This window comes from Selenomonas bovis DSM 23594, assembly GCF_000381005.1.
GTDB lineage: Bacteria > Bacillota > Negativicutes > Selenomonadales > Selenomonadaceae > Selenomonas_C > Selenomonas_C bovis.
Window position 1 is genome coordinate 42,748 of sequence record NZ_KB908384.1, and the last position, 21,993, is coordinate 64,740.

The following is a 21,993-nucleotide window of genomic DNA, read 5'->3' on the forward strand; positions in this document are numbered from 1 at the left end:
CGTCTGCGCGGCTGGGGCGCGAGGCGCGGCAGGAAAGCCGCGCGCAGCGGTTCCGTGTAGGGGAGACAGGAGAATGCAGAAAGCGTATTTGATGGGCAATGAGGCCATCGGACTCGGCGCGCTCGCGGCAGGCGTGAATTTCGTGAGCGGCTATCCGGGCACGCCGTCGACGGAGGTGCTCGAGACGATCGCGCGGGAGAACCGGGACGGGCGCGTGCACGTCGAGTGGTCGACGAACGAGAAGACGGGGCTCGAGGCGGCGGCGGGCGCGGCGTACGCGGGGGCGCGCTCCCTCGTGACGATGAAGCAGGTCGGGCTGAACGTCGCGGCCGATCCGCTCATGAGTCTCGCGTATCTCGGCGTCGCGGGCGGCATGGTCGTGCTCGTCGCCGACGATCCGGGGCCGATCTCGTCGCAGACGGAGCAGGACACGCGCACGTTCGCGCGCTTCGCGAAGGTGCCGTGCTTCGATCCGACGGGCGTCGCGGAGGCGTATGAGATGATCCAGGAGGCGTTCGAGTTCTCGGAGAAATATCATACGCCGGTCTTTTTCCGGCCGACGACGCGCGTCGACCACGGCTACGCGTCGCTCACAGTGAAGGAGCCCGCGGAGTACACGGTGCACGAGGCAAAGGGCTTCGCGCGCGATCCCGGCCGCTGGGTGATCTTTCCGCGGCTCTCGAGGCGCGCGCACGCGGCCATCGAGCAGCGCAACGCGGAGCTCACGCAGGTCTTTTCGCGCTATGAGCGCAACGTCGAGCTCACGGCGGGCGACGTGCACTGCCGCAAGGGCATCGCGTCGCACGGTGTCTCGTGGACATATCTTGAAGAGACGCTGCGCGAGTTCGCGGTCGCCGGGCACGCGCAGCGGCTGCCGCGCCTGCTGAAGGTCGCGACGCCGTTCCCGTTCCCCGAGCAGAAGGCGGTCGCGTTCCTCCGCGGGCTCGACGAGGTGCTCTGCATCGAGGAGCTCGATCCCGTGATCGAGCGGGAGCTCACGTATCTCTGTGGGAAGTATCACCTGTCCGTGAGGATCCGCGGCAAGCTCACAGGCGATGTGCCCGCCGCGGGCGAGAATACGCGCGACAGCGTGTACGAGGAGGCAGCGGCGTTCCTCGGCATCGCGCCGCACCCGCAGCGCGCGCTGCCGGAGCCGCCGGTCGCGGTCGTGCGTCCGCCGGTGCTCTGCGCCGGCTGTCCGCACCGCGCCTCGTTCTACGCGGTGAAGCAGGCGATGAAGGGGCAGAAATGCCTCTTCGCCGGCGATATCGGCTGCTATACGCTGGGCAACGCGATGCCGCTCGACATGGTGGATACGTGCCTCTGCATGGGCGCGGGGCTCGGCATCGCGCAGGGCATCGGCGCCGTCGACGCGGGGACGAAATGCTTCGCGTTCGTCGGGGATTCGACGTTCTTCGCGGCGGCCATCCCGGGCGCGGTGAACGGCGTGTACAACCAGGCGGATATGACGCTCGTCGTGCTCGACAATTCAACGACGGCGATGACGGGCCATCAGCCGCATCCCGGCACGGGACGCACGATGATGGGCGAGGTGGTCGAGAAGGTCTCCATCGAGGAAACGCTCGCGGGCATCGGCGTGCGGACGGTGCGCACGGTCGATCCGCTCGATCTGCCGCGCGCCGTCGAGGCGGTGCGCGAGGTCGCGGCGCAGCCGGGCGTGAAGGCGCTGATCTTCCGCTCGCCGTGCATCGCGCTCGTAAAGCCCCTGGGGCGCGCGGCGGTCGATCAGGAGAAATGCCGGAAGTGCAAGAAGTGCATCCGTGAGATCGGCTGCCCCGGCATCGTGGTCGAGGAGGGGAAGGTCGTCATCGACATGTCCCAGTGCACGGGCTGCGGCATCTGCGCGGAGATCTGTCCGTTCGATGCCATCGAGGTGACGCGGCTGCCGGGCGGCGGAGAGCCGAAGCGTGCGCAGCAGGGGAAAGGAGGCCGTGCGTGATGCAGAAGAATATCATCCTCACGGGTGTTGGCGGGCAGGGAACGGTGCTCGCGTCGAAGCTCATCGCGGCGGCATCGCTCGCGAAGGGCTATGAGGTCATGAGCGCCGAGACGATCGGCATGGCGCAGAAGGGCGGCTCGGTGTTCAGCCATCTGCGCGTGGGCGAGGGACTGTACAGTCCGATGATCCGCAAGGGGACGGCGGATCTCCTGCTCGCGTTCGAGCCCGCGGAGGCGGTGCGGATGCTGCCGTATCTGCGCGAGACGGGGACGCTCGTCGTGAGCAGCCACCCCGTGATGCCGGTGACGGCGGCGCTCGCGGGAACGGACTATACGGGCAGCGAGATGGTGGCGTATCTGCGGCGCGAGGTGCGCGAGCTCCATGTGCTCGACGGGGCGGCCGCCGCGCGCGAGGTCGGCAGTCCGAAGGCGCTCAACGTCATCATGCTCGGCGCGGCGCTCGCGAGCGGGGCGCTCGATTTCCTCACGGAGGAGGATGTGCGCGCGGCCATCCGGCAGAAGGTGAAGCCGCAGTTCGTCGAGATGAATGAAAAGGCGCTGCGGTATGCGAGGGAGCATGGAGTATAAAAGAAGGGGCGGCTGGTTCGAGGCGGAACTAGAGCACTAGGCTGAATGGTTCGAGGCGGACGGCTTTTCGCGGCGGATGCGGGCGACAAGCACCGGACGACTCGCTGCGCGGCGGCACTCTCGTCGGCGCTGGAGGCCTGGGAAAGCTCGCTGGCTGTCGTGCCTCCGAATAGGCGCCTTGCTGCGCTCGCTGCCCGGCACCTGCCGCCCTGGCGGAGGTAGGGAGGCGGGACGGTTCGAGACGAGTTGGTTCGAGGCGGGACGGTTCGAGGCAGGATATTCGAGGCAGAAGGTAATTTGCGGCGGTGCGCCGCTTCTGGGAGGCATCTGGATTTATGGAGATTTCAAAAGAACAGCTTGCGCTCGTCAACGAGCGGATCACTCAGCTCTTGCGGGCGGACAGCTTTTACGGGCATCGCCTGCGGCAGCGTGGGGTAGATGGCGTGGCGTCGGCGGAGGATTTTCGCCGGCTACCGTTTTCGGAGAAGAAGGATCTGCGCGATGCGTATCCGCTCGGGCTCATGAGCGTGCCGGAGGAGAAGATCGTGCGCATCCATTCCTCGTCCGGTACGACGGGCAAGCCGGTCATCATTCCCTATACGGCGAAGGATGTCGAGGACTGGGCCATCCAGTTCGCGCGCTGCTATGAGATGGCAGGCGTGACGAACCGCGACCGCGTGCAGATCACGCCGGGCTACGGGCTCTGGACGGCGGGCATCGGCTTTCAGGCGGGCTGCGAGCGGCTCGGCGCGATGGCGGTGCCGATGGGGCCGGGCAATACGGAGAAGCAGCTGCAGATGATGATGGACATGGAGAGCACGGTGCTCTGCGCGACGAGCTCCTATGCGCTGCTGCTCGCCGAGGCCATCGAGGCGCGCGGTATCAAGGATCGCATCCACCTGCGCAAGGGCGTCATCGGCTCGGAGCGCTGGAGCGAGAAGATGCGCCGTTCCATCGAGGAGAAGCTCGGCATTGAGGCGTATGATATCTACGGGCTCACGGAGATCTACGGGCCGGGCATCGGCATCAGCTGCGACGCGCATGACGGCATCCATTACTGGGATGACTACATCTACCTCGAGATTATCGACCCGCAGACGGGCGAGAACCTGCCGGACGGCGAGTGGGGCGAGATCGTCATCACGACGCTGCGCAAGGAGGGCGCACCGCTCATCCGCTTCCGCACGCACGATCTCTCGCGTATCCTGCCGGGCGACTGCCCGTGCGGCAGCCGCTTCCCGCGCATCGACACGATCCAGGGGCGCACGGACGACATGGTGAAGATCAAGGGTGTCAATCTCTTCCCGAGCCAGATCGAGGAGATCCTGAGGACGTTCCCCGAGGTGTCGAGCGAGTACCAGATCCATATCTCGCATCTCGAAGGCAAGGACACGATGCGCCTCTATGTCGAGACGAACGGCAGCGTCGATTTCCTCGACCTCGCGAAGCGCATCGCGGAGCGCGTCAAGAGCCGCATCGGTTTCACGCCGCTCGTGAAGGTCGTCGAGATCGGCGTCTTGCCGCGCTCAGAGAAAAAGACGAAGCGTGTTATCGATACGAGATATCAGTAATCCATTAGAAAAACAAAGGATGTACATTCAGAATAGATTCACCTGAAAAAGACTATCGCTTGTTTGAGAGAGACAGAAATCTGATTTTTCTTTTGATGATGTGGCAGATTGTTCCGATTTACAATTGGGATAATCTGCTTTTTTATTGTATAAACGAAGGTAACCGTTTACAAATTGAGAATTTATGCTATAATAATGTTTATGATTTGTCCATTAGGAAAGGACAAATGAGGGAATGGCATGTAGATGGGGACGGGATGCCATTTCGAAGGGGAGTCGCTGCCGGATCCGGCAGGCCGCTTCGGACGCTTGCCGCGCGAGGGGATTGGCGCGGTTTTGCTCGTGGGGGCAGGCCGGTCGGCAGCGATTTTCCAGCAATTTTTTATCAGAGGAGTTTTTCAAATGCAAACGGAAGAAAATGAGTTCATGCAGCACGAGCTTCGGCTGCCGGAGCTCACAGTCCGCGGCATGGTGCTCGGCGCGATTCTCACGGTGATTTTCACGGCGTCGAATGTCTACCTCGGACTCAAGGTCGGGCTGACCTTCTCGTCGGCCATCCCGGCAGCGGTGATCTCCATGGCCATTCTCAAGATGGCGAAGGGATCCAACATTCTCGAGAACAACATGGTGCAGACGCAGGCGTCCGCAGCCGGTACGCTGTCTGCCATCATCTTCATCATCCCGGGCATGCTCATGATTGGCTACTGGCAGGGCTTCGAGTTCTGGCAGACGCTCATCGTGTCGGCCTGCGGCGGCTGCCTCGGCGTGCTCTTCACGATCCCGCTGCGCCGCGCGATGGTCGTGCACAGCGACCTCGCGTACCCGGAGGGCGTCGCGGCGGCTGAGATCCTGAAGGTCGGCAGCACGTCGGGCGGCAAGAGCGGCGGGGGATCCGGCATCCGCGAGATCGCTTCGGGCGGTTTCGTGGCAGGACTCATCACGCTGTTCACGAACGCGTTTCAGGTGCTCGGCTCCCAGCTGTCGCTCTGGGTGCATGTCGGACGCGGCATGACGCAGATGCCGCTCGGCTACTCGACGGCGCTCGTCGGCGCGGGCTACCTCATCGGCATCGCGGCGGGCCTCTCGATGCTCGTCGGCATCCTCATCGCGTGGGCGGGCTTCGTGCCGTACTATACGATGACGGGCACGGTGCCGGATGGCATGACGCTGCAGAAATTCGCGGGCGCCGTCTATCAGGAGCGCGTGCGCCTCATCGGCGCGGGCGCGATGGGCGTCGCGGCTGTCTGGACTCTGCTCATGCTCGCGCGTCCGGTCATCGACGGCGTGCGCGAGTCGCTCGCGGCCGTGCGTATGCCAGACGCGGATAAGGGCAAGCAACGCATGGACATCGACATGAGCGCGAAGAGCGTCGGGCTCGTGTTCCTCGTGACGGTCGTAGGCCTGCTCGCGATCTTCTACGCGTTCGTCTCGCCGGAGCAGCTGCCGGCGGGCGAGACGCTGACGTTCACGGTCGTCGGCGTCGGCGTCGCCGTGCTCATGGGCTTCTTCGTCGCCGCGGCCTGCGCCTATATGGCGGGTCTCGTCGGCACGAGCTCGAGCCCGATCTCGGGCATCGGCATCCTCGCCATCATCGTGGCGTCGCTCGTGATGTACGCGCTCTGCGAGTCGTTCGGCATCTTCGCGCTGCCGGGCGGCGAGAAGTTCGCGACGGCGACGGCGATCTTCACGACGTCCATCATCATGGCGATCGCCTGCATCTCGAACGACAACATGCAGGATCTCAAGACGGGCTATCTCGTCGGCGCGACGCCTTGGTGTCAGCAGGTCGCGCTGCTGCTCGGCTGCATCGTCGGCGCGCTCGTCATCGCGCCGGTGCTGAATCTGCTCTATGAGGCCTACGGCTTCCCGGGCGCCATGCCGCGTCCTGGCATGGATCCGGCGCAGGCGCTCGCAGCGCCGCAGGCGGCCCTCATGACGACGATCGCGCAGGGCATTTTCTCGAGCTCGCTCCACTGGGAGTACATCTACATCGGCCTGGCGCTCGGCGTCGTGCTCGTCGTCGTCGACCGCGTGCTGCGCCGCACGATGCGGAGCCTCTGCCTGCCGCCGCTCGCCGTCGGCATGGGCATCTATCTGCCGCCCTCCGTGCAGACGCCGCTCGTCGTCGGCGCTGTGCTCGGCTACTTCCTCAAGAAGCATCTGCGCGCGCGCGGCGGCAAAGAGGCTGAGCGCGCGGGCAGCCGCCGCGGCACGCTCTTCGCGTCGGGCCTCATCGTCGGCGAGTCCATCGTCGGCGTCGTGCTCGCAGGCATCATCGTCGTCTCCGTCACGAACGGCGGCAGCGAGGCACCGCTCGCACTCGTCGGCAAGGATTTCGCCGCGACGGCTGAATACCTCGGCCTCGCCGTCTTTGCGGCGTTTCTCGTGATTTTCTCCAAGGTTGTGCTCAGCGGCAAGCGCTGAGCCGGTGTCTTGGCTGTGTTCTTTTCTCGCAGGCGCGCTGCGAAACGCCCCGTGATGTTGGCTTTGCGGTTTGACTTCGAGGCGCGTCCTTTCGTACCCTGCAAAAAAGGCGGTCCGCTTTCCAGAAATGGTCAGCGGACCGCTTTTACTATGTAAATCCCCAAGAGCGCAAGCCGCAGGCGCAGCGCGATTGGCTGGAAATCCTCCAAGGACGGGCGCACAATGTCCGCGAAGTGGACGTTTGTGCGTTGAGTTTGCTGCACATCCGACGCACGACATCCGCTGCGCGGATGATTCGTACGCCAAGGCAGGAGCGAGGAAGCACGGCATGGTGCGTCTCCTTTGCTCGCCCATAATATAAAAGAGACCGTGAAGCAAATGCTTTGGCATGCTTCACGGCCTCTTGGAAGTTCAAATGGTGGGGTTAACAAGATTCGAACTTGTGACCTCCTCGATGTCAACGAGACACTCTAACCAACTGAGCTATAACCCCGATGTCTTAACGACAAGACTTATTATAGTGGCAGACATCGTTTTTGTCAACACTTTTTTTGAAAAAATTGCGGCTTTGCTGTAGTCGCGGAACGGACGTGCGGAGATGGCTTTGCTCCGTTCTATCCGCCTGCAAGAGGCGTTGTTGTCTTATGCGATTCTGCGCAGCCAGCATGGAATGCGATGCATCGTTCTGTCGCGTGGCCTTCGTGCTGCGGCTGTTTTGGGGATTTATTCCTACTTATTATTATCTATTAATGTTTTTGCGCTATAATGTAGAGTAAGGAGTAGGATGGCAGAGGTATATAGATTTAAAAGTCCTTTGCCGGTCATGAGGGTCTTATCGTTGGGGGAATCGCTATGCAGCTAGATGAAATCATCAACAAACACAAGCAGGATCTCAATGCCACAGATATGGTCATTTGGAAGTATATCGTGATGCATCGGCAGACGGTGCGTCATATTTCCATTCACGAGCTCGCGCGCGCCTGCTCGGTGTCATCGACGACCATCGTCCGCTTTGCCCAGAAGCTCGGCCTTGACGGCTTCGGTGAGCTCAAGGCCGTGCTCAAGATGGAGGAGGCGACGGGGGAGGTCTACCATGAGGATGTACTGAAAGACCTCGGGAATTTCTATATCCAGACGGGGCAGAAGCTCATGGCGCGCAATTTCGACGCGGCGAGCAAGCTCGTCCACGAGGCGAACCGCATCTTCACGTATGCCTCGGGATATGTGCAGAGCAACGTCGTGCAGGAGCTCAAACGGCTCTTTTTCTATGATAATGTGCTCATCTATGAGATTCGCGGGCGTGAGGAGTTCAATGCCACCGTGCAGAATGTCACGAAGGACGATTGCTTCATATTCGTTTCGTTCTCCGGCGAGTCGCCGAATGTCACGGACTTTGCGCAGCAGCTCCAGCTGCGCGATATTCCGCTCATCTCGATTACGAAGCTGCACGACAATACGCTCGCGAGCCTCTCGACGGTCAATCTCTACGTGTCTCCGGCGCGCTTCCAGCTCTATAAAGAGGATGACGGTCGGCCGCCGTTCCAGTCGATGATGCCGTATTTCCTGCTGCTCGAGATTTGGTATGTCAAGTATCGTATGTATCTCCACCAGAAAGAGATGGAGGAGCCGCAGGATAAGGCGCGATGACAGTACACTCGTATTGATTTTCATAAAATGTAACAAATTGCGTCCTCTGCGCGGACGTGCCCAAAAGCCGCGGAACTATTGATTTCGCGGCTCTTTTTTTGTATTCTTTAGTCATAAGATATCTTGTCTGGGGAGCCGGGAGGCAGGATGCCGAAGGCTGCCAAGCAAAGCAATGATTTAGATTCTCAAACATCAAGAAGCGCTGAATGAATCGGTGCTTCCGCAGGGAACTGCTGAATGGATCGGCGGTTTCGCAGGGGATTTGAAGCAAGCGGTGTCGGTCGCCGCGCCTGGGAAGCGTTCCGCGCGTCGAAGCGGGAACGGGTGCAGGCGCGGGCGGCAGACGCGCGGGCGTCAGGCCTTTATGAGAAACGGAGGTAAGGGAAATGTCAAAGGACCGCGTTATGCAGGAATTGCAGCGGTTTGGCGGCGCGATGTACACGCCGGTCATCCTGTTTGCATTCTTTGGTCTTACGGTTGCAATTTCCATCATCTGCAAGAACACGATGCTCCTGGGCTCGATTGCGGATAAGGGAACTGTCTGGTATGATTTCTGGTATGTCGTAGAGCAGGGCGGCTGGGCTGTCTTTGCGCAGATGCCGATTCTCTTCGCCATCGCCGTGCCGATCGGCTTCGCGAAGAAGGAACCGGGTCGTGCAGCGATGGAATCGTTCATGATTTACATGGTGTTCAACTACTTCATCTCGGCGTTCCTCGCGCTGCACGGCGATTTCTTCGGCGTGGACTACAGCGCCAAGGCGGGCGCCGGTACGGGTCTCGCGATGATCGCGAACATCAAGACGCTCGACATGGGCATGCTCGGCGCGATCTTCATCGCTTGCGTCTCGAGCTACCTGCACAACCACTTTTATGATACTGAGATTCCTGAGTGGCTCGGTATCTTCAAGGGCCCGGCGTTTGTCGTGGCGGTTGGCTTCGCTCTCATGATTCCAATGGCACTCGTGTTCTGCTTTGTCTGGCCCGCCATCCAGCATGTCATCGAGAACTTCCAGTTCTTCCTCAAAACGAGCGGCATCGTCGGCGTCTGGTGCTACACGTTCGCAGAACGTATCCTCCTGCCTGCCGGCTTGCATCACTTCATCTATCTGCCGTTCATCTTCGGCCCGGCCGTCTGCGATGGCGGCATCCAGGCTTACTGGCTGCAGCACCTCAATGATTTCGCAACGAGCGCACATTCCCTGAAGGAGATGTTCCCGCAGGGCGGTTTCGCACTCCATGGTTCTTCCAAGGTTTTCGGTCTCCCGGGCGCGGCGCTCGCGATGTATGTCTGCGCGCGTCCTGAGAAGAAGAAGAAGGTCGCAACGCTCCTCATCCCCGCAACGCTCACGGCTGTTCTCTGCGGTATCACGGAGCCTCTCGAGTTCACGTTCCTCTTTGTTGCGCCGCTCCTTTATGCAGTGCATGCACTGCTCGCGGCAACGCTTTCCGCAACGCTCTATTTCTTCGGCCTCTCCGGCAACTTCGGCGGCGGCCTCATCGACTGCTTCGTTCAGAACTGGATCCCGCTCTTCAAGTATCACGCTGGCACGTACATCATGCAGATCGTGATCGGCGCTGCGTTCTTTTGCATCTACTTCGTCGTGTTCCGTTATCTCATCCTCAAGAACGACTATCCGACGCCGGGCCGCACGTCCGACGACACGGAGGACAAGCTTTTCTCCAAGGCCGAGTATCAGGCGAAGAAAGAGATGGAGCAGATGGGCCTTGCGGGCAACAAGCTCGCGATCCAGGCGCGCGTCTATCTCGACAGCCTCGGCGGCCCGTCCAACATCAAGGAAGTCACGAACTGCGCGACGCGCCTGCGCGTCACGGTCGCGGATCCCGACAAAGTCTCGTCCTCGAGCAAGTTCACGAAGGCCGGCGCCTACGGCCTCGTGAAGAACGGCCACGCGATTCAGGTCATCGTCGGCATGAACGTCCCGCAGGTGCGCGGCTACTTCGACGCGCTCCTCAAGGGCGGCGACGTCTCCGAGATCTCCGCACCGTCCGCACCGACGGCGGCAGCGCCGGATCACGCCGACAAGGGCCTCGCGATGGGCATCAAGGCCTGCGTCAGCGGCCAGCTCATCGATATGACTGAAGTCAAGGACGAGATGTTCTCCAAGAAGATGATGGGCGACGGCGTCGCCATCGAGCCGACGGGTGACACGGTCGTCGCACCGGCGGACGCCGAGGTCACGATGGTCATGGTGGACAGCAACCATGCCGTCGGCCTGCGCTTCGAGAACGGCGCGGAGCTCCTCATCCACATCGGCATCGATACGGTGAACCTCAAAGGTCAGGGCTTCGAATGCTACGTCAAGCAGGGCGACAAGGTCAAGGCCGGCCAGAAGCTCATCAAGTTCGACAAGCAGGTCATCGCGGACGCTGGCTACGCGAACACCGTCATGATGGCCATTACGAACTCTGCGGAATATTCGCAGCTCAAGAAAGCTGAGGATCAGAAAGTCGTGGCGAACGAGACGACCGTCATCTCTTTCTAATAAGCAAACTCTCCGAAACCACTGACAAGCTGACATCGCCTGGTGCCCCGACGCAAGGGCGCGTGGCGGAAGGCCTGTCAGTGGTTTCCTGGGTCTTGTGGAAAGTTATCCAGGAACACAAAAAGAATTTCGAGGATGGCAGCTGTTACAAGATACAGAAAGTGGCTGACGCAAACGCACTCTCCGCGGCCAGGCCGCGGGGGACGGGTGCAGCCGCCGGCGCATCCTTGTGATGGAAGGAATGTATGTATGAAAAGCAAGCTCAAATGGTGGCAGACACATCAGGTCTATCAGGTCTATCCCAAAAGTTTCCTCGATACGACGGGGAGCGGTACGGGCGACCTCCGGGGCATCACGGCGCGCCTCGACTACCTGCGGACGCTCGGCGTTGGGGCGGTCTGGCTCACGCCGATGTACCCGTCGCCGATGGTGGATAACGGCTATGACATCGCTGACTACGAAGCAGTCGATCCCTCCTATGGCACGATGGCGGATATGGAGCACCTGATCCGCGAGGCGAAGCGCCGCGACATCCGCATCGTCATGGATCTCGTGTTCAACCACTCCTCGGATCAGCACGCCTGGTTCCGGGAGTCGCGGCGGAGCCGCACGAATCCGAAAGCCGACTGGTACATCTGGCGCGACGCGAAGCCGGACGGTTCGGCGCCGACGAACTGGCGCGCGATTTTCGGTGGCTCCGCGTGGACGTGGTGCGAGGAGCGGCAGCAGTATTACCTCCACACCTTCGCCGAGCAGCAGCCGGATCTCAACTGGGCGAATCCCGAGGTGCGCAAGGCGCTCTACCGCGCGGCGAACTTCTGGCTGGAAAAGGGCGTGGGCGGTTTCCGCATCGACGCGATCGTCTACATCAAGAAGCCGGACTTCGTCGACGGCGAGCCGGACGGTGCGGACGGTCTCGTGAGCATCCACACGATGACGGCGGATACGCCGGGCATCCTCGACTATCTGCACGAGATGCGCCGCGAGGTCTTCGAGGGGCACGATATCTTCACCGTCGCCGAGGCGAACGGCGTGAGCCCCGAGGAACTCTCTGACTGGGTGGGAGAGAAGGGCGTCTTTTCCATGCTCTTCGAGTTCAGCCATATGGGCCTCCAGTTCCCCGAGGGTGAGGAGATCTGGTGCCGCGCCCAGCCCTGGAAGCTCACGGCGCTCAAGCAGGCGCTTACGGCGAGCCAGCAGGCGACGGCGAAGAACGGCTGGTATCCGATCTTCTTCGAGAACCATGACCAGCCACGCTCCATCTGCCATTACTTCCCGCAGGGCGCGGACCGCGCGCGTGCGGCGAAGGCGCTTGCAACCGTGTTGCTCACGCTGCGCGGTACGCCTTTCATCTACGAGGGTGAGGAGATCGGCATGACGAATGTCGCGTGGCCGAGCATCGACTGCTACGACGATATCTCCTCGCACGGCCAGTACCAGATGGCGCTCGACGAGGGCCACACCGAGGCAGAGGCGCTTGCGGCCGTCCATGCCTACAGCCGCGACAACGCGCGCACGCCGATGCAGTGGACGCGCGAGGTACAGGCGGGGTTCACGACGGGGAAGCCCTGGCTGCCCGTAGAGAAGGACTATCGCCATTGGTGCGTCGAGGCCGAGGCCGAGAGCGAGGAATCCGTCCTTTCCTACTACCGCCGCCTCACAGCCCTGCGCGCGCGTCTCGCTGTTCTCACGGCGGGCGACTACGAGGAGCTCCTGCCGGACGATGAACGCATCTACGCGTTCCGGCGCACGCTCGGAGGGGAAAAGACGGTGACGCTTGTCAATTTCACGCTTGAACCCGTGAACTACGACATGGCGCTCGTCGACGGCCTCACGCGCGCGGATGGCAGCTATCCGGAGGAAACGGAGGAGCCGGGGACGCTGCAGCCGCTCGAAGCCGTGATCTATACGAATTGCCAGAAAAAGGAGTGAGCTCGCAATGAAAATCGCAGCCAGTGACTATGACGGCACCCTTTTCCGCAACGATGAAATCGCGGCGGAGGACGCGAGAGGCGTCCACGCCTGGCGCGCCGCGGGACATAAATTCGGTGTCGTGACGGGGCGCGACTACGGCATGCTCGTGCCGCAGCTCCATCACTACGGAGTGGAATTCGACTACGCGGTCTGCAACAACGGCGGCATCATCCACGACGCTGCGGGGCATGTGCTCCATCAGGAGAAGATTGCCGCACGCGTCCTGCACGCCATCGTGGCAGAGCCGGGCGTGCGCCGCTCGCTGCATTTCGCGTTCTCCGCGCCGGGGCGCACCTTCCTCTGCCATGACCGCGAGGGATCGTGGATCATGCGGGAGGCGGAGCAGTGGGACTTCCCCGTCGTGAAGATCACGGAAGAGGAAATCGTGAAGCTCCCCGACATCCATCAGTTCTCCCTCGGTTACGACGACCCGCGGGAGGCGGCGGAAGTCGCCTCCATCCTCAATGCGAAATACGGCGCGGACGTCCACGCCTATCCGAACCGCGGCAGTGTCGACATCACGCCGCCGGACGTCAGCAAGAGGAACGGCATCGAGAAGCTCAAGCAGGTCATGGGCTGGCAGGGCGCCGTGATCTACGCCATCGGCGACGAGGTGAACGATCTGCCGATGATCGAGGCGTACCGAGGATTCACCGTCGACACGGCGCGCGATGTCATCAAGGCGAAGGCGCGCGCATCTTACGCAAGCGTCGGTGCCATGCTCGAAGCCAATCTCTAAGGAACCGCTGATGAATGCAAGACTTTTACCACTTACAGTTGAGTGAATGTGCGGCATCTATCAATCAGTGCCTCCCTAACGTATGCGGACAGCGCGAAACCTCTCTGAGGATGTGTCAGGCAGAAATGCCGGGCACATCCTTTTTTCTGCCTGCTAGGTGCTGGCTCTGCGGGCGCGACGCGAAAACTCCTTTTCAGTCAGGCCGAACAATGCTAGAATAAGAGCAGACAGGTGCAAAGAAAAGGAAATCGGAGGGATTACACCATGCAAAGCTTTCAATTCAAATGCCCGACGGAGATCATTTTCGGCTGTGGCGCAGAGCTCAAGGTGGGAGAGAAGATCAAGGCGTACGGCGGCACGCACGTCTACATCGTCTACGGCGGCGGCAGCGTCATCCGCTCGGGACTCCTCGCGCGTGTCGAGCGCACGCTGACGGAGAGCGGCATCGCGTTCGACGTACGCGGCGGCGTCCAGCCGAATCCGCTAGTCTCCCACGCGCGCGAGGGCGTGCGCGAGGCGCTGCGCTTCGGCGCGGACTTCATCCTCGCCATCGGCGGCGGCTCTGTCATCGACACGGCGAAGGCCATCGCGCACGGCGTCGCGAACCCTGAGACGGACATCTGGGATTTCTGGTGCGGCCGCGAGAGGCTCACGCGCTCGACGCCCGTCGCCGTCGTCCTCACGCTCGCGGCAGCGGGCAGTGAGACGAGCGACTCCGCCGTTCTCACGAACGAGGAGACCGGCGTCAAGGGCGGCATCAACACGCCGTTTAACCGGCCCGCGCTCGCGTTCATGAACCCGGAGCTCACCTACACCGTGCCGAAGAAGCAGCTCACAGCCGGCATCAGCGACATCCTCATGCACACGCTCGAGCGCTACTTCACGAAGATCCAGGGCAACGAGCTCACCGATCTCATCGCCGAAGCCCTGCTGCGCGATGTCATCGCGAGCGCGCGCGTCGCCGTCCGCGATCAGCACGACTACGACGCCATGAGCGAGATCATGTGGTGCGGCAGCGTCTCCCACTCGAACGTCACGGAATGGGGCCGCTGCAAGGATTTCTCCTGCCACAAGCTCGGCCACGCCATCAGCGCGAAATACGACGCGACGCACGGCGAGACGCTCACCTCCGTCTGGGGCTGGTGGGCGCAGTACGTCTATCAGGACGACCTTCCCCGCTTCGCGCGCTTCGCGGAGAAGGTCTGGGACGTTCACGAGGGCACGGAGGAAGAACGCGCCCGCGAGGGCATCCGCCGCCAGGTCGCGTTTTTTAAGGAGATCGGCATGCCGTGCTGCTTCACGGAACTCGGCATCGGTGTCCTGAACGAGGCCACCATTCACGAGCTCGCGGATGCTGTCACCGCAGGCGGCACGAAAACCGTCGGCAACTTCCACCCCATCGGCCGCAAGGAAGCCATCGACATCTACACGCTCGCGAATCATTGAGGTGCGCGCATAAAATTATTGACCTATTGACATTTTGATTATTTGATGTATAATGGGAGTTGCAGATGGGAAAGCAACCAGCTGCACCTCCTATTCTCTATTCCCCATATAGATACTACATGCAGATAACTGCATGGCGGACACAAGCAGCGGCGTCACGTATGGCCGCTGCTTTTTACGTTTCTCATACAGCGTCAGCCTTGACCGCGAGAAGGTTCCCTCACAATCACCTTGCGCCGCTTGTCCTTCGGCTGTTGAAACGATGGGAAGCACTGATGAATGCAAAGATTTTTCCACTTACGGTTGAATAGGGGGAGAACATACCTTCCTTCAGGAGAAGGGGGGCTGCGTAGCGGTGCACTATGAATCAGTGGTTAAGGACGGCATGCTCTCCCTCCCCTGCGAGATGCGGCGAAGAAAGTCGGCAGGATGGAGGCAGAGCTCCGCAAGGCGGTGATGCTCTGTGTTGGTGGAGGTGCGGTTTCGTTTGCTGGACAAAGCCGTTCCAAATATGCTATTCTGAAAGAAACCGACTGGGAGAATCGGTAAAAAGGGAAAGAAAAGAGGACCATTGTAGGAGGTAGGCTTTATGGCAGAGCAGGAAATTCGCCTGCAGGATATTTTTGACATGGACTTCATCCAGAAATTCCAGGATGATTTCGCGCGGGCGGTCGGCATGACGGCCGTGACCGTCGATCTCGACGGTACGCCGGTCACGCATCCGACGGACTGGACGGACTTCTGCATGAAGTACACGCGCGGCTGCCCGAAGGGCAAGGCTCGCTGCGAGAAGTGCGACGCCGATAACGGCGCGAAGGCCGCGCGCGAGGGACGCCCGCAGGTCTACGAGTGCCACGCGGGCCTCATGGACTTCGCCGCGCCCATCATGCTCAACGGCAAACAGGTCGGCTCCATCCTCGGCGGCCAGGTGCTCACGCAGCCGCTCGACGAGGAAAAATACCGCAGGGTCGCACAGGAGATCGGCGTAGACCCTGACGAATACATCGCCGCCGCGCGCAAGATCCAGGTCGTCGATCGCACGCGTCTCGATCATGCGGCGCAGACGCTCTACCTCTTCGCGGGCGCGTTCTCGAAGATGGGCTACTACCAGCACCGGCTTCGGCAGATGTCGGAGAGCATCAACGACACGACGATGCATGTCTCCGCGGCGATGCAGGAGCTTGCCGCCTCGGCGCATGACGTCGACTCGAACCAGAAAGCGCTCAACACGGAGATCAAGACCGTCAGCGAAGTCGCGGGCAAGATTACCGAGTTCACGCGCCTCATCGAGGACATCGCGAAGCAGACGCAGCTCCTCGGCCTCAACGCCTCCATCGAGGCCGCGCGCGCCGGGGCGGCAGGCGCCGGCTTCAGCGTCGTCGCCGAGGAGATCCGCAAGCTCGCGGAGAACTCCAAGAGTGCCGTTGCGGAAATCCAGAATTTCACGGGCCAGATCGGCCACTCCGTGGACAAGACCGTTGAGAAAGGGGCGAACACCTCGGAGATCGTGAGCCAGCAGGCCAAGGCCATCGAGGAATGCGCGAACGACCTCATGGGACTCTCCGAGACCTCTACGGAGCTCTTCAACCTCGCGCACGATAAATAAAGGAAGTACCGAATGAATCAGTGATTCCTAAAGACTTGTCTGAGATAGGAGCCGTGGTTCTTTCAGGGGCACCGATGCACTCGGCGCCCCTTTTCGTGCGTCTTCAGGTAATTTTCGCAAGAGTGTGCTACAATGATTCCGTAACGACGCCGGGGCTCCCGGCGTTCCTGAGAAAGGGAGGGAATCCATTGCAGCACTCTTTTTTTGGCCTGCGTGACGTCCTGCGGCGGCTGACGCGCCCCGTATTCGCCCTGGGACTGGCGGCCGCGATCCTCCTGCCTGCGCCCCGCGTCTCGGCCGGCGCGTCAGGCTGGGAGCTCGCGGCCTCGGCCATCTCCGGGCTCATTGCCTACAAATCGACACTCGACACGATGCTCGACATCGGCAACAACGCAAACTATCAGCGACAGAGCCTCCTGCAGGATCGGAGCGCGAACGGCACGGACGCGAACGCGTCTGACGTACGCGCCGTAGACAACGTCATGCAGCGGCTCACAGCGGACGGCATGTACGTGCTGCCCGCGAACAATCTGCCGTTTACCTGGCATGTCAACAACAGCGCGCTCTTCAATGCCGCCTGCTATCCGACGGACTACATCTCCGTGAACCGCGGCCTTGTGCGCGTGCTCGGCGGCAATGAGGCGGAGCTTGCGGCCGTGCTCGGCCACGAGATGACGCACGGGCTCGCTCACCACAGCGCCGAGACCTATGCCAAGACCATGGCCGCCTACTATGGCCTTTCCCTTCTCAACATGGCGACAGGCGTCATGGACTGGCAGCAGCTCCAGGCGCTCACAGCTTACTCGAGTGCCAAGCTCTTCACCCTGCCGAAGGAATACGAGGCCGATGAGGGCGGCTTCTACCTCGCAGCGCGCGCAGGCTTCAATCCCGGCGGTGGTGCCGCGGCGATGGCGCGCATGGACGCATATCTGAGCCAGCAGAGCCGCAACTTCGAGGAATACCAGGATCCTGAGGAACAGAAAAGGGAAAACTACAACGATCATCCCGATACGCTGCTGCGCGAGAAGCGTCTGCTCGGCCTGCTCACGGATTACAGCGCCGGGCATGTGACCGTGCGGGAAAGGAAGACCGTCTGCATCGACGGCAAGGAACTGCTTACGGGGCGTTTCACCGCCGAAGACTACGACGACACGGCGGAGAATGCCGACCTGCTGGCAGGCGAGCTCGGCCGGCTCTTCCACGATGAGGCGCAGGTCTCCGGCTGGGGCTTTGTCGCGGGAAAGCCCTGGGCGGACCAGCGGGCGCCGCTCCTCACCGAAGCCGTCGCACGCGAGGGGCTCACGGCAAAGCTCAGCGCGCTCGTGCATGCTGCCTACGCAGGCGAAGCGGCCTCCGGCGCGCGGGAGAAGCTCGTGCAGCGCGAGCAGCAGCAGGCAGCCGAGAGCGAAAAGGCGCGCCAGGCGCTCGAGCATGCGAGCGAGAAGGATATCAAGCGCATGCGCATGAACAGCGATATTTACAGCGACTACGGCGATAGCGACAAAGCCCTCGCGCTCATCGACCGCGCGATCTCCCTGCCGAACCTTGACGACAGGGCGGAGAGCCTCGCCATCCGCGGTCGCGCGCTCGCCGTCCGCGGCGATTTCGCCGCAGCCCTGCACGACGCTGACGCAGGTTGCGCGCAGGACGCGAAGAATGCCTACAACTTCCTCAACCGCGCGGACATCTACTGGATGAAGGGCGACCGTGCCGCCGCACTCGCGGACTGCGCGCGCGCGGCTGAGGCCGATGAGAAGAACCCTTACAGCTATCTCATGAGCGGTATGCTCTACGACGAGCAGGGTGACCGCGCGCAGGCCCTCGCGAGCTATCGCAAGCTCCACGAGGTCGCCCCCAAGCTGCGCCGCATCCCCGATGAATATCTGAAGGAAATCGACCCCGCGGCGCTCGCGCAGATCGAGAAAGAACGCGCCGCAGCCAAGAAAGCCGCAGCGGAGAAAAAGCAGCAGGAGGAAAAGGAGAAAAAAGAACAGAAGCGGGCATAGAGGCATCCCTGATTCCTTCGGCACTCCGTTTTCGCGCGTCTGTACTGTCTTCTCGCCGCCCTGCCATCCTCAGCACAAACGCGATGGAGCGTTTTGCCGCTGCGCCTGCGGTGATACAGCGCATCCACGCAAATCCGGAGCACCTCGTTGCATCAGCGTTTCCTAGAATCGCGTTTGGCAGCACGATGCCCCTGGGTAGAGAGTTGTTTGCTCTTCTGCCCAGGGGCATCGTGCTGTTTTATTTGTGTGGTCTTGTGCATGGGGGCAGGCGTCTATTCCTCGTGTTTTGCATAGTCCTCCCGCCGCTGCGCGCGGCCGAGGGTGCTGTGCTGGTAGCTGTAGCCGAAGTAGACGAGGCAGCCGATGGCGCACCAGACGACGAAGCGGATCCAGGTCTCGTAGGGGAGGTGGGCCATGAGGTAGCCGCAGGCGAGGATGGCGAGCGGGGCGATGAGCCAGACGGCGGGGCAGCGGAAGGTGCGGTGGATGTCAGGCTTCGTCACGCGCAGCACGAGGACGCCGAGCGAGGCGACGGTGAAGGCGGAGAGGGTGCCGATGTTCGCCATCTCCGCGATGACGCCGATGGGCGCGAGGCCGGCGATGATGGAGACGAATACGGCGCCCGCGACGGTCACGATGTAGGGCGTGTGGTAGCGCTTGTGGATTTTGCAGACGTTCGCGGGGACCATGCCGTCGCGGCTCATCGCGAAGAAGATGCGCGCCTGCCCGTAGAGCAGGACGAGCAGGACGGTCGTGATGCCCGCGATGGCGCCGACGCCGACGAGCGCCGAGCCGAGGCGGTAGCCGATGTAGCGCAGCGCGAAGGCGACGGGCTCGGGGTTGTTGAGCTCTGTGTAGGGGACGACGCCCGTGAGCACGCCGGCGACGACGACGTAGAGCGCCGTGCAGACGAAGAGCGAGCCGATGATGCCGATGGGGAGGTCGCGCGCGGGATCCTTGCACTCCTCGGCGCTCGTCGCGACAGCGTCGAAGCCGATGTAGGCGAAAAAGACGATGGCCGCGCCGCCGAAGATGCCGGAGACGCCGAACGGCATGAAGGGCTCCCAGTTCGCCGGATCGACATGCGGCGCCGCGAGCAGCAGAAAGAGGAAGACGGCCGCGAGCTTGATGAAGACGAGGATGCGGTTGAGCCGTGCGCTCTCCTGCGTGCCGTGGATGAGGAAGAAGGAGAGCAAGAGCGTGATGAAGATGGCAGGCACGTTGATCACTCCGCCGTCTGCCGGCACATGCGTGAGCGCGTGCGGGAGGTCGATGCCCGCCGAGAGCATGAGGCCAGTCACATAGCCCGACCAGCCCGAGGCGACGGCGCTCGCCGTGACGGTGTACTCGAGGATGAGGTTCCAGCCTACGATGAACGCGATGAATTCGCCGAGCGAGGCGTAGGTGTAGGTATAGGCGCTGCCCGACGCGGGCACGATGGAGGAGAACTCCGCGTAGGCGAGGCCCGCGAGCGCGCAGGCGAGCCCTGATAGGACGAAGGAGACGGTGACGGCGGGACCCGCGTATTTCGCTGCGGCGACGCCCGTGAGGACGAAGATGCCCGTGCCGATAACGCAGCCGATGCCGAGCAGGACGAGGTCGAGCGCGCCGAGCGACTTCACCATGCCGGAGGTGGCGGCGGCCGTCTGGAGCTGCTCGATGCTCTTGGTGCGAAATAGATTCATACGATGACTTCCTTTCCATAAAACAGACAGCATTCATTATAGTGGACGGAATGAGTGCCGTCAATGGAGAGCGGTCTGGGGAATGGGCGCGTCAATGGCAGGGGGATTGCGGCTGAAAGCGTTTTCAAAACATGAAAACAAAGCGCGCCCGCGCCACTCTATAATGAATACAGAAAGTGAAACAGGGGGCGCATCCTCCGGAGGAGAAAAGGGGAAAGAACCATGAAAGTTGCGATTGCGGCCAACAAGGCCGGCCAGGAACTCAAGGATTGCGTCAAGGCGTATCTTACGAAAAAAGGCTATGAGATGGTGGATTTCTCTGACGATGATATCTTCACGGCGACGACGAATGTCGTCAAGGCCATCCAGGAGCAGGACATCACGCGCGGCATCGTCGTCGATGTCCTCAGAAAGAAGGCCGGGAAATGAGCGCAAAAGAGAAAACGTTCCCTGAGGATTTCATCTTCGGCGGCTCGACAGCGGCCTATCAGGTCGAGGGCACGACGCGCGAGGACGGCCGCGGCCCGTGCTCGTGGGACGAGGACATGGCGCGCCCGGGGAGCCGCTTCACGGCGGATCCCGCGAGTGATTTCTATCATAAATATCCCGAGGATCTCGCGCTCTGCGAGCAGTTCGGCATCAAGGGCATCCGCATCTCGCTCTCGTGGACGCGCATCCTGCCCGAGGGCGAAGGACGCGTGAACCAGAAGGGCATCGACTACTACAACAAGCTCATCGATGCCTGCATCGCGCATGGCGTCGAGCCGTTCGCGCAGGTGGCGAAGGAGATCGACTTCCTCGGCATGAACTACTACTCGAGCCATTTCCTCAAAGCGTGGGACGGCGAGAGCCAGGTCATCAACAACTCGACGGGCGAGAAGGGCACGAGCGTCTTCGCGCTCAAGGGCGTCGGCGCGCGCGTCTCGAACCCCGCCGTGCCGACGACGGACTGGGATTGGCCCATCTACCCGCAGGGCATGCATGACCAGCTCGTGCGCGTGCACCGCGACAGCCCTCGCGCGCGGCGAGGACACGCAGGGCATCCTGCGCCTCGCTGCCGCTTGCAGCACGGCCAACGCCCTCGAGGAGGAAAGCGACTTCGTGCATCCGGACATCGTCCGCGCGCTGCTGCCACAGATCGAGATCGTGCCGATGGCTGATTGATGTCGCGCCCAGTCTGTTCTCATGCGAAAAAAACTGCCCGGGGATGATTTCCGGGCAGTTTTCCTATCAGAGATTCTGCAGAGGAATTTGCCTTGCAGAGCGTCGGCTCCCGCTGACAGCGCAGGCAAGGTGGTGATGGTGAACGGCTCTTGCTGCGGCAGGACATGATGATGGGAGGAAACCTTTGTCCTTTACAAGGTTACAACAACATGGTATACTATAAATGCCGCAAGGTGGTCAGATAAATAATACTTCATCAGTATGGAGGGGATTATTTATGGCAATCAAAACTGTGGAAATGGACCGGCGCGACAGCGCATGCTACCGCAAACTCTTGAAAAGGGGAGGTTTCCTATCAGCCAGCTATCTGTCCGTCTCAGGACTTGATGTGGCGCGTCTCAAGAAACTGGCGCAGCAGGGCAAGCTCGATGCTGTCCGCTGCGCCATCGGCAAATCCATCAGGTGGTACTACCGGGAGCAGCAGGCAGAGCTCGCCCACCTGCGCGGCGAAGTATAACAGAAAACGAACGCTTTGGAATCGACAAGGGGATGTGTCGGTTCTTTATTTTTTCTATGTAAATCCCCAAGAGCGCAAGCTCGAAGGGCGCCGCGCGATTGGCATGGGGCCATAGTACGCCTAGTGGCGCCAGCGACCGGCGATGCCTGAGGCGCTGCGCACC

The 21,993-nt window shown here is 61.6% G+C and carries 16 protein-coding genes and 1 tRNA gene; 15 read left to right on the forward strand and 2 right to left on the reverse strand.

Going from position 1 to position 21,993, the window contains the following annotated elements:
- The first annotated feature begins 73 nt into the window (after positions 1-73).
- The 4 genes from iorA to F599_RS0104680 all read left to right on the forward strand — a co-directional run bounded on the left by iorA (position 74) and on the right by F599_RS0104680 (position 6,542).
- A complete protein-coding gene (iorA, locus tag F599_RS0104665) occupies positions 74-1,960 on the forward strand; it encodes an indolepyruvate ferredoxin oxidoreductase subunit alpha (RefSeq protein WP_019542364.1) in 1,887 nt (628 codons plus the stop codon).
- Complete coding sequence (locus tag F599_RS0104670; protein ID WP_019542365.1) at positions 1,960-2,547, forward strand: indolepyruvate oxidoreductase subunit beta; 588 nt, start codon at positions 1,960-1,962, stop codon at positions 2,545-2,547. Before iorA ends, F599_RS0104670 begins: the two co-directional genes overlap by 1 nt.
- Positions 2,548-2,882: 335 nt before the next feature.
- Positions 2,883-4,118, forward strand: a complete 1,236-nt coding sequence (locus F599_RS0104675; protein WP_019542366.1) for a phenylacetate--CoA ligase family protein — start codon at positions 2,883-2,885, stop codon at positions 4,116-4,118.
- A 402-nt stretch (positions 4,119-4,520) separates the two neighbouring features.
- Positions 4,521-6,542, forward strand: coding sequence for an OPT family oligopeptide transporter (locus F599_RS0104680; protein ID WP_019542367.1), 2,022 nt, complete (start codon positions 4,521-4,523; stop codon positions 6,540-6,542).
- A 416-nt stretch (positions 6,543-6,958) separates the two neighbouring features.
- Here F599_RS0104680 and F599_RS0104685 read toward each other — a convergent pair.
- Positions 6,959-7,035, reverse strand: a tRNA-Val gene (locus F599_RS0104685).
- A gap of 359 nt (positions 7,036-7,394) precedes the next feature.
- Here F599_RS0104685 and F599_RS0104690 point away from each other — a divergent pair.
- The 8 genes from F599_RS0104690 (at position 7,395) to F599_RS0104725 (ending at position 18,464) form a co-directional block, all read left to right on the forward strand.
- A complete protein-coding gene (locus F599_RS0104690) occupies positions 7,395-8,189 on the forward strand; it encodes a MurR/RpiR family transcriptional regulator (protein WP_019542368.1) in 795 nt (264 codons plus the stop codon).
- Positions 8,190-8,426: 237 nt separating this feature from the next.
- Positions 8,427-8,570 carry a hypothetical protein gene (locus F599_RS15840; protein ID WP_211209068.1) on the forward strand — a complete coding sequence of 48 codons (144 nt, stop codon included), beginning with the start codon at positions 8,427-8,429 and terminating at the stop codon, positions 8,568-8,570.
- A gap of 5 nt (positions 8,571-8,575) precedes the next feature.
- On the forward strand, positions 8,576-10,693 hold the full coding sequence (locus F599_RS0104695) for an alpha-glucoside-specific PTS transporter subunit IIBC (RefSeq protein ID WP_019542369.1): 2,118 nt from the start codon (positions 8,576-8,578) through the stop codon (positions 10,691-10,693).
- A gap of 249 nt (positions 10,694-10,942) precedes the next feature.
- The gene (locus F599_RS0104700; protein WP_019542371.1) at positions 10,943-12,625 is read left to right on the forward strand and encodes a glycoside hydrolase family 13 protein; all 1,683 of its coding nucleotides are present in this window, start codon (positions 10,943-10,945) and stop codon (positions 12,623-12,625) included.
- 7 nt (positions 12,626-12,632) lie between these two features.
- Positions 12,633-13,406, forward strand: a complete 774-nt coding sequence (locus F599_RS0104705) for an HAD-IIB family hydrolase (protein ID WP_019542372.1) — start codon at positions 12,633-12,635, stop codon at positions 13,404-13,406.
- Between the two features lie 264 nt (positions 13,407-13,670).
- Entirely contained in the window at positions 13,671-14,852 is a 1,182-nt protein-coding gene (locus tag F599_RS0104710; RefSeq protein WP_019542373.1) for an iron-containing alcohol dehydrogenase, read from the forward strand.
- A gap of 589 nt (positions 14,853-15,441) precedes the next feature.
- Positions 15,442-16,458 carry a PocR ligand-binding domain-containing protein gene (locus F599_RS16170; protein ID WP_019542375.1) on the forward strand — a complete coding sequence of 339 codons (1,017 nt, stop codon included), beginning with the start codon at positions 15,442-15,444 and terminating at the stop codon, positions 16,456-16,458.
- A gap of 188 nt (positions 16,459-16,646) precedes the next feature.
- Positions 16,647-18,464 carry a M48 family metalloprotease gene (locus tag F599_RS0104725; protein ID WP_019542376.1) on the forward strand — a complete coding sequence of 606 codons (1,818 nt, stop codon included), beginning with the start codon at positions 16,647-16,649 and terminating at the stop codon, positions 18,462-18,464.
- Between the two features lie 272 nt (positions 18,465-18,736).
- Here the strand turns inward: F599_RS0104725 and F599_RS0104730 are convergent, their stop codons facing one another.
- Positions 18,737-20,149, reverse strand: coding sequence for an amino acid permease (locus F599_RS0104730; RefSeq protein ID WP_019542377.1), 1,413 nt, complete (start codon positions 20,147-20,149; stop codon positions 18,737-18,739).
- Positions 20,150-20,371: 222 nt separating this feature from the next.
- On the opposite strand from F599_RS0104730, the gene F599_RS13615 reads away from it, so the two are divergent.
- The 3 genes from F599_RS13615 (at position 20,372) to F599_RS0104745 (ending at position 21,830) form a co-directional block, all read left to right on the forward strand.
- Positions 20,372-20,578 carry an RpiB/LacA/LacB family sugar-phosphate isomerase gene (locus F599_RS13615; protein ID WP_019542378.1) on the forward strand — a complete coding sequence of 69 codons (207 nt, stop codon included), beginning with the start codon at positions 20,372-20,374 and terminating at the stop codon, positions 20,576-20,578.
- Entirely contained in the window at positions 20,575-21,309 is a 735-nt protein-coding gene (locus F599_RS13620; protein WP_051081663.1) for a family 1 glycosylhydrolase, read from the forward strand. The genes F599_RS13615 and F599_RS13620 overlap by 4 nt, the downstream gene beginning before the upstream one ends.
- Positions 21,310-21,590: 281 nt before the next feature.
- Positions 21,591-21,830, forward strand: coding sequence for a hypothetical protein (locus tag F599_RS0104745; RefSeq protein WP_019542379.1), 240 nt, complete (start codon positions 21,591-21,593; stop codon positions 21,828-21,830).
- Positions 21,831-21,993: the final 163 nt, after the last annotated feature.

Bases quoted from the DNA above. Each gene is read 5' to 3' on its own strand.
- F599_RS0104690 (WP_019542368.1), top strand. From the start codon at position 7,395: ATGCAGCTAGATGAAATCATCAACAAACACAAGCAGGATCTCAATGCC.
- F599_RS0104730 (WP_019542377.1), bottom strand. From the start codon at position 20,149: ATGAATCTATTTCGCACCAAGAGCATCGAGCAGCTCCAGACGGCCGCC.
- F599_RS15840 (WP_211209068.1), top strand. From the start codon at position 8,427: ATGGATCGGCGGTTTCGCAGGGGATTTGAAGCAAGCGGTGTCGGTCGC.
- F599_RS16170 (WP_019542375.1), top strand. From the start codon at position 15,442: ATGGCAGAGCAGGAAATTCGCCTGCAGGATATTTTTGACATGGACTTC.
- F599_RS13620 (WP_051081663.1), top strand. From the start codon at position 20,575: ATGAGCGCAAAAGAGAAAACGTTCCCTGAGGATTTCATCTTCGGCGGC.
- F599_RS13615 (WP_019542378.1), top strand. From the start codon at position 20,372: ATGAAAGTTGCGATTGCGGCCAACAAGGCCGGCCAGGAACTCAAGGAT.
- F599_RS0104675 (WP_019542366.1), top strand. From the start codon at position 2,883: ATGGAGATTTCAAAAGAACAGCTTGCGCTCGTCAACGAGCGGATCACT.
- iorA (WP_019542364.1), top strand. From the start codon at position 74: ATGCAGAAAGCGTATTTGATGGGCAATGAGGCCATCGGACTCGGCGCG.
- F599_RS0104695 (WP_019542369.1), top strand. From the start codon at position 8,576: ATGTCAAAGGACCGCGTTATGCAGGAATTGCAGCGGTTTGGCGGCGCG.
- F599_RS0104745 (WP_019542379.1), top strand. From the start codon at position 21,591: ATGGCAATCAAAACTGTGGAAATGGACCGGCGCGACAGCGCATGCTAC.
- F599_RS0104710 (WP_019542373.1), top strand. From the start codon at position 13,671: ATGCAAAGCTTTCAATTCAAATGCCCGACGGAGATCATTTTCGGCTGT.
- F599_RS0104700 (WP_019542371.1), top strand. From the start codon at position 10,943: ATGAAAAGCAAGCTCAAATGGTGGCAGACACATCAGGTCTATCAGGTC.
- F599_RS0104670 (WP_019542365.1), top strand. From the start codon at position 1,960: ATGCAGAAGAATATCATCCTCACGGGTGTTGGCGGGCAGGGAACGGTG.
- F599_RS0104680 (WP_019542367.1), top strand. From the start codon at position 4,521: ATGCAAACGGAAGAAAATGAGTTCATGCAGCACGAGCTTCGGCTGCCG.
- F599_RS0104705 (WP_019542372.1), top strand. From the start codon at position 12,633: ATGAAAATCGCAGCCAGTGACTATGACGGCACCCTTTTCCGCAACGAT.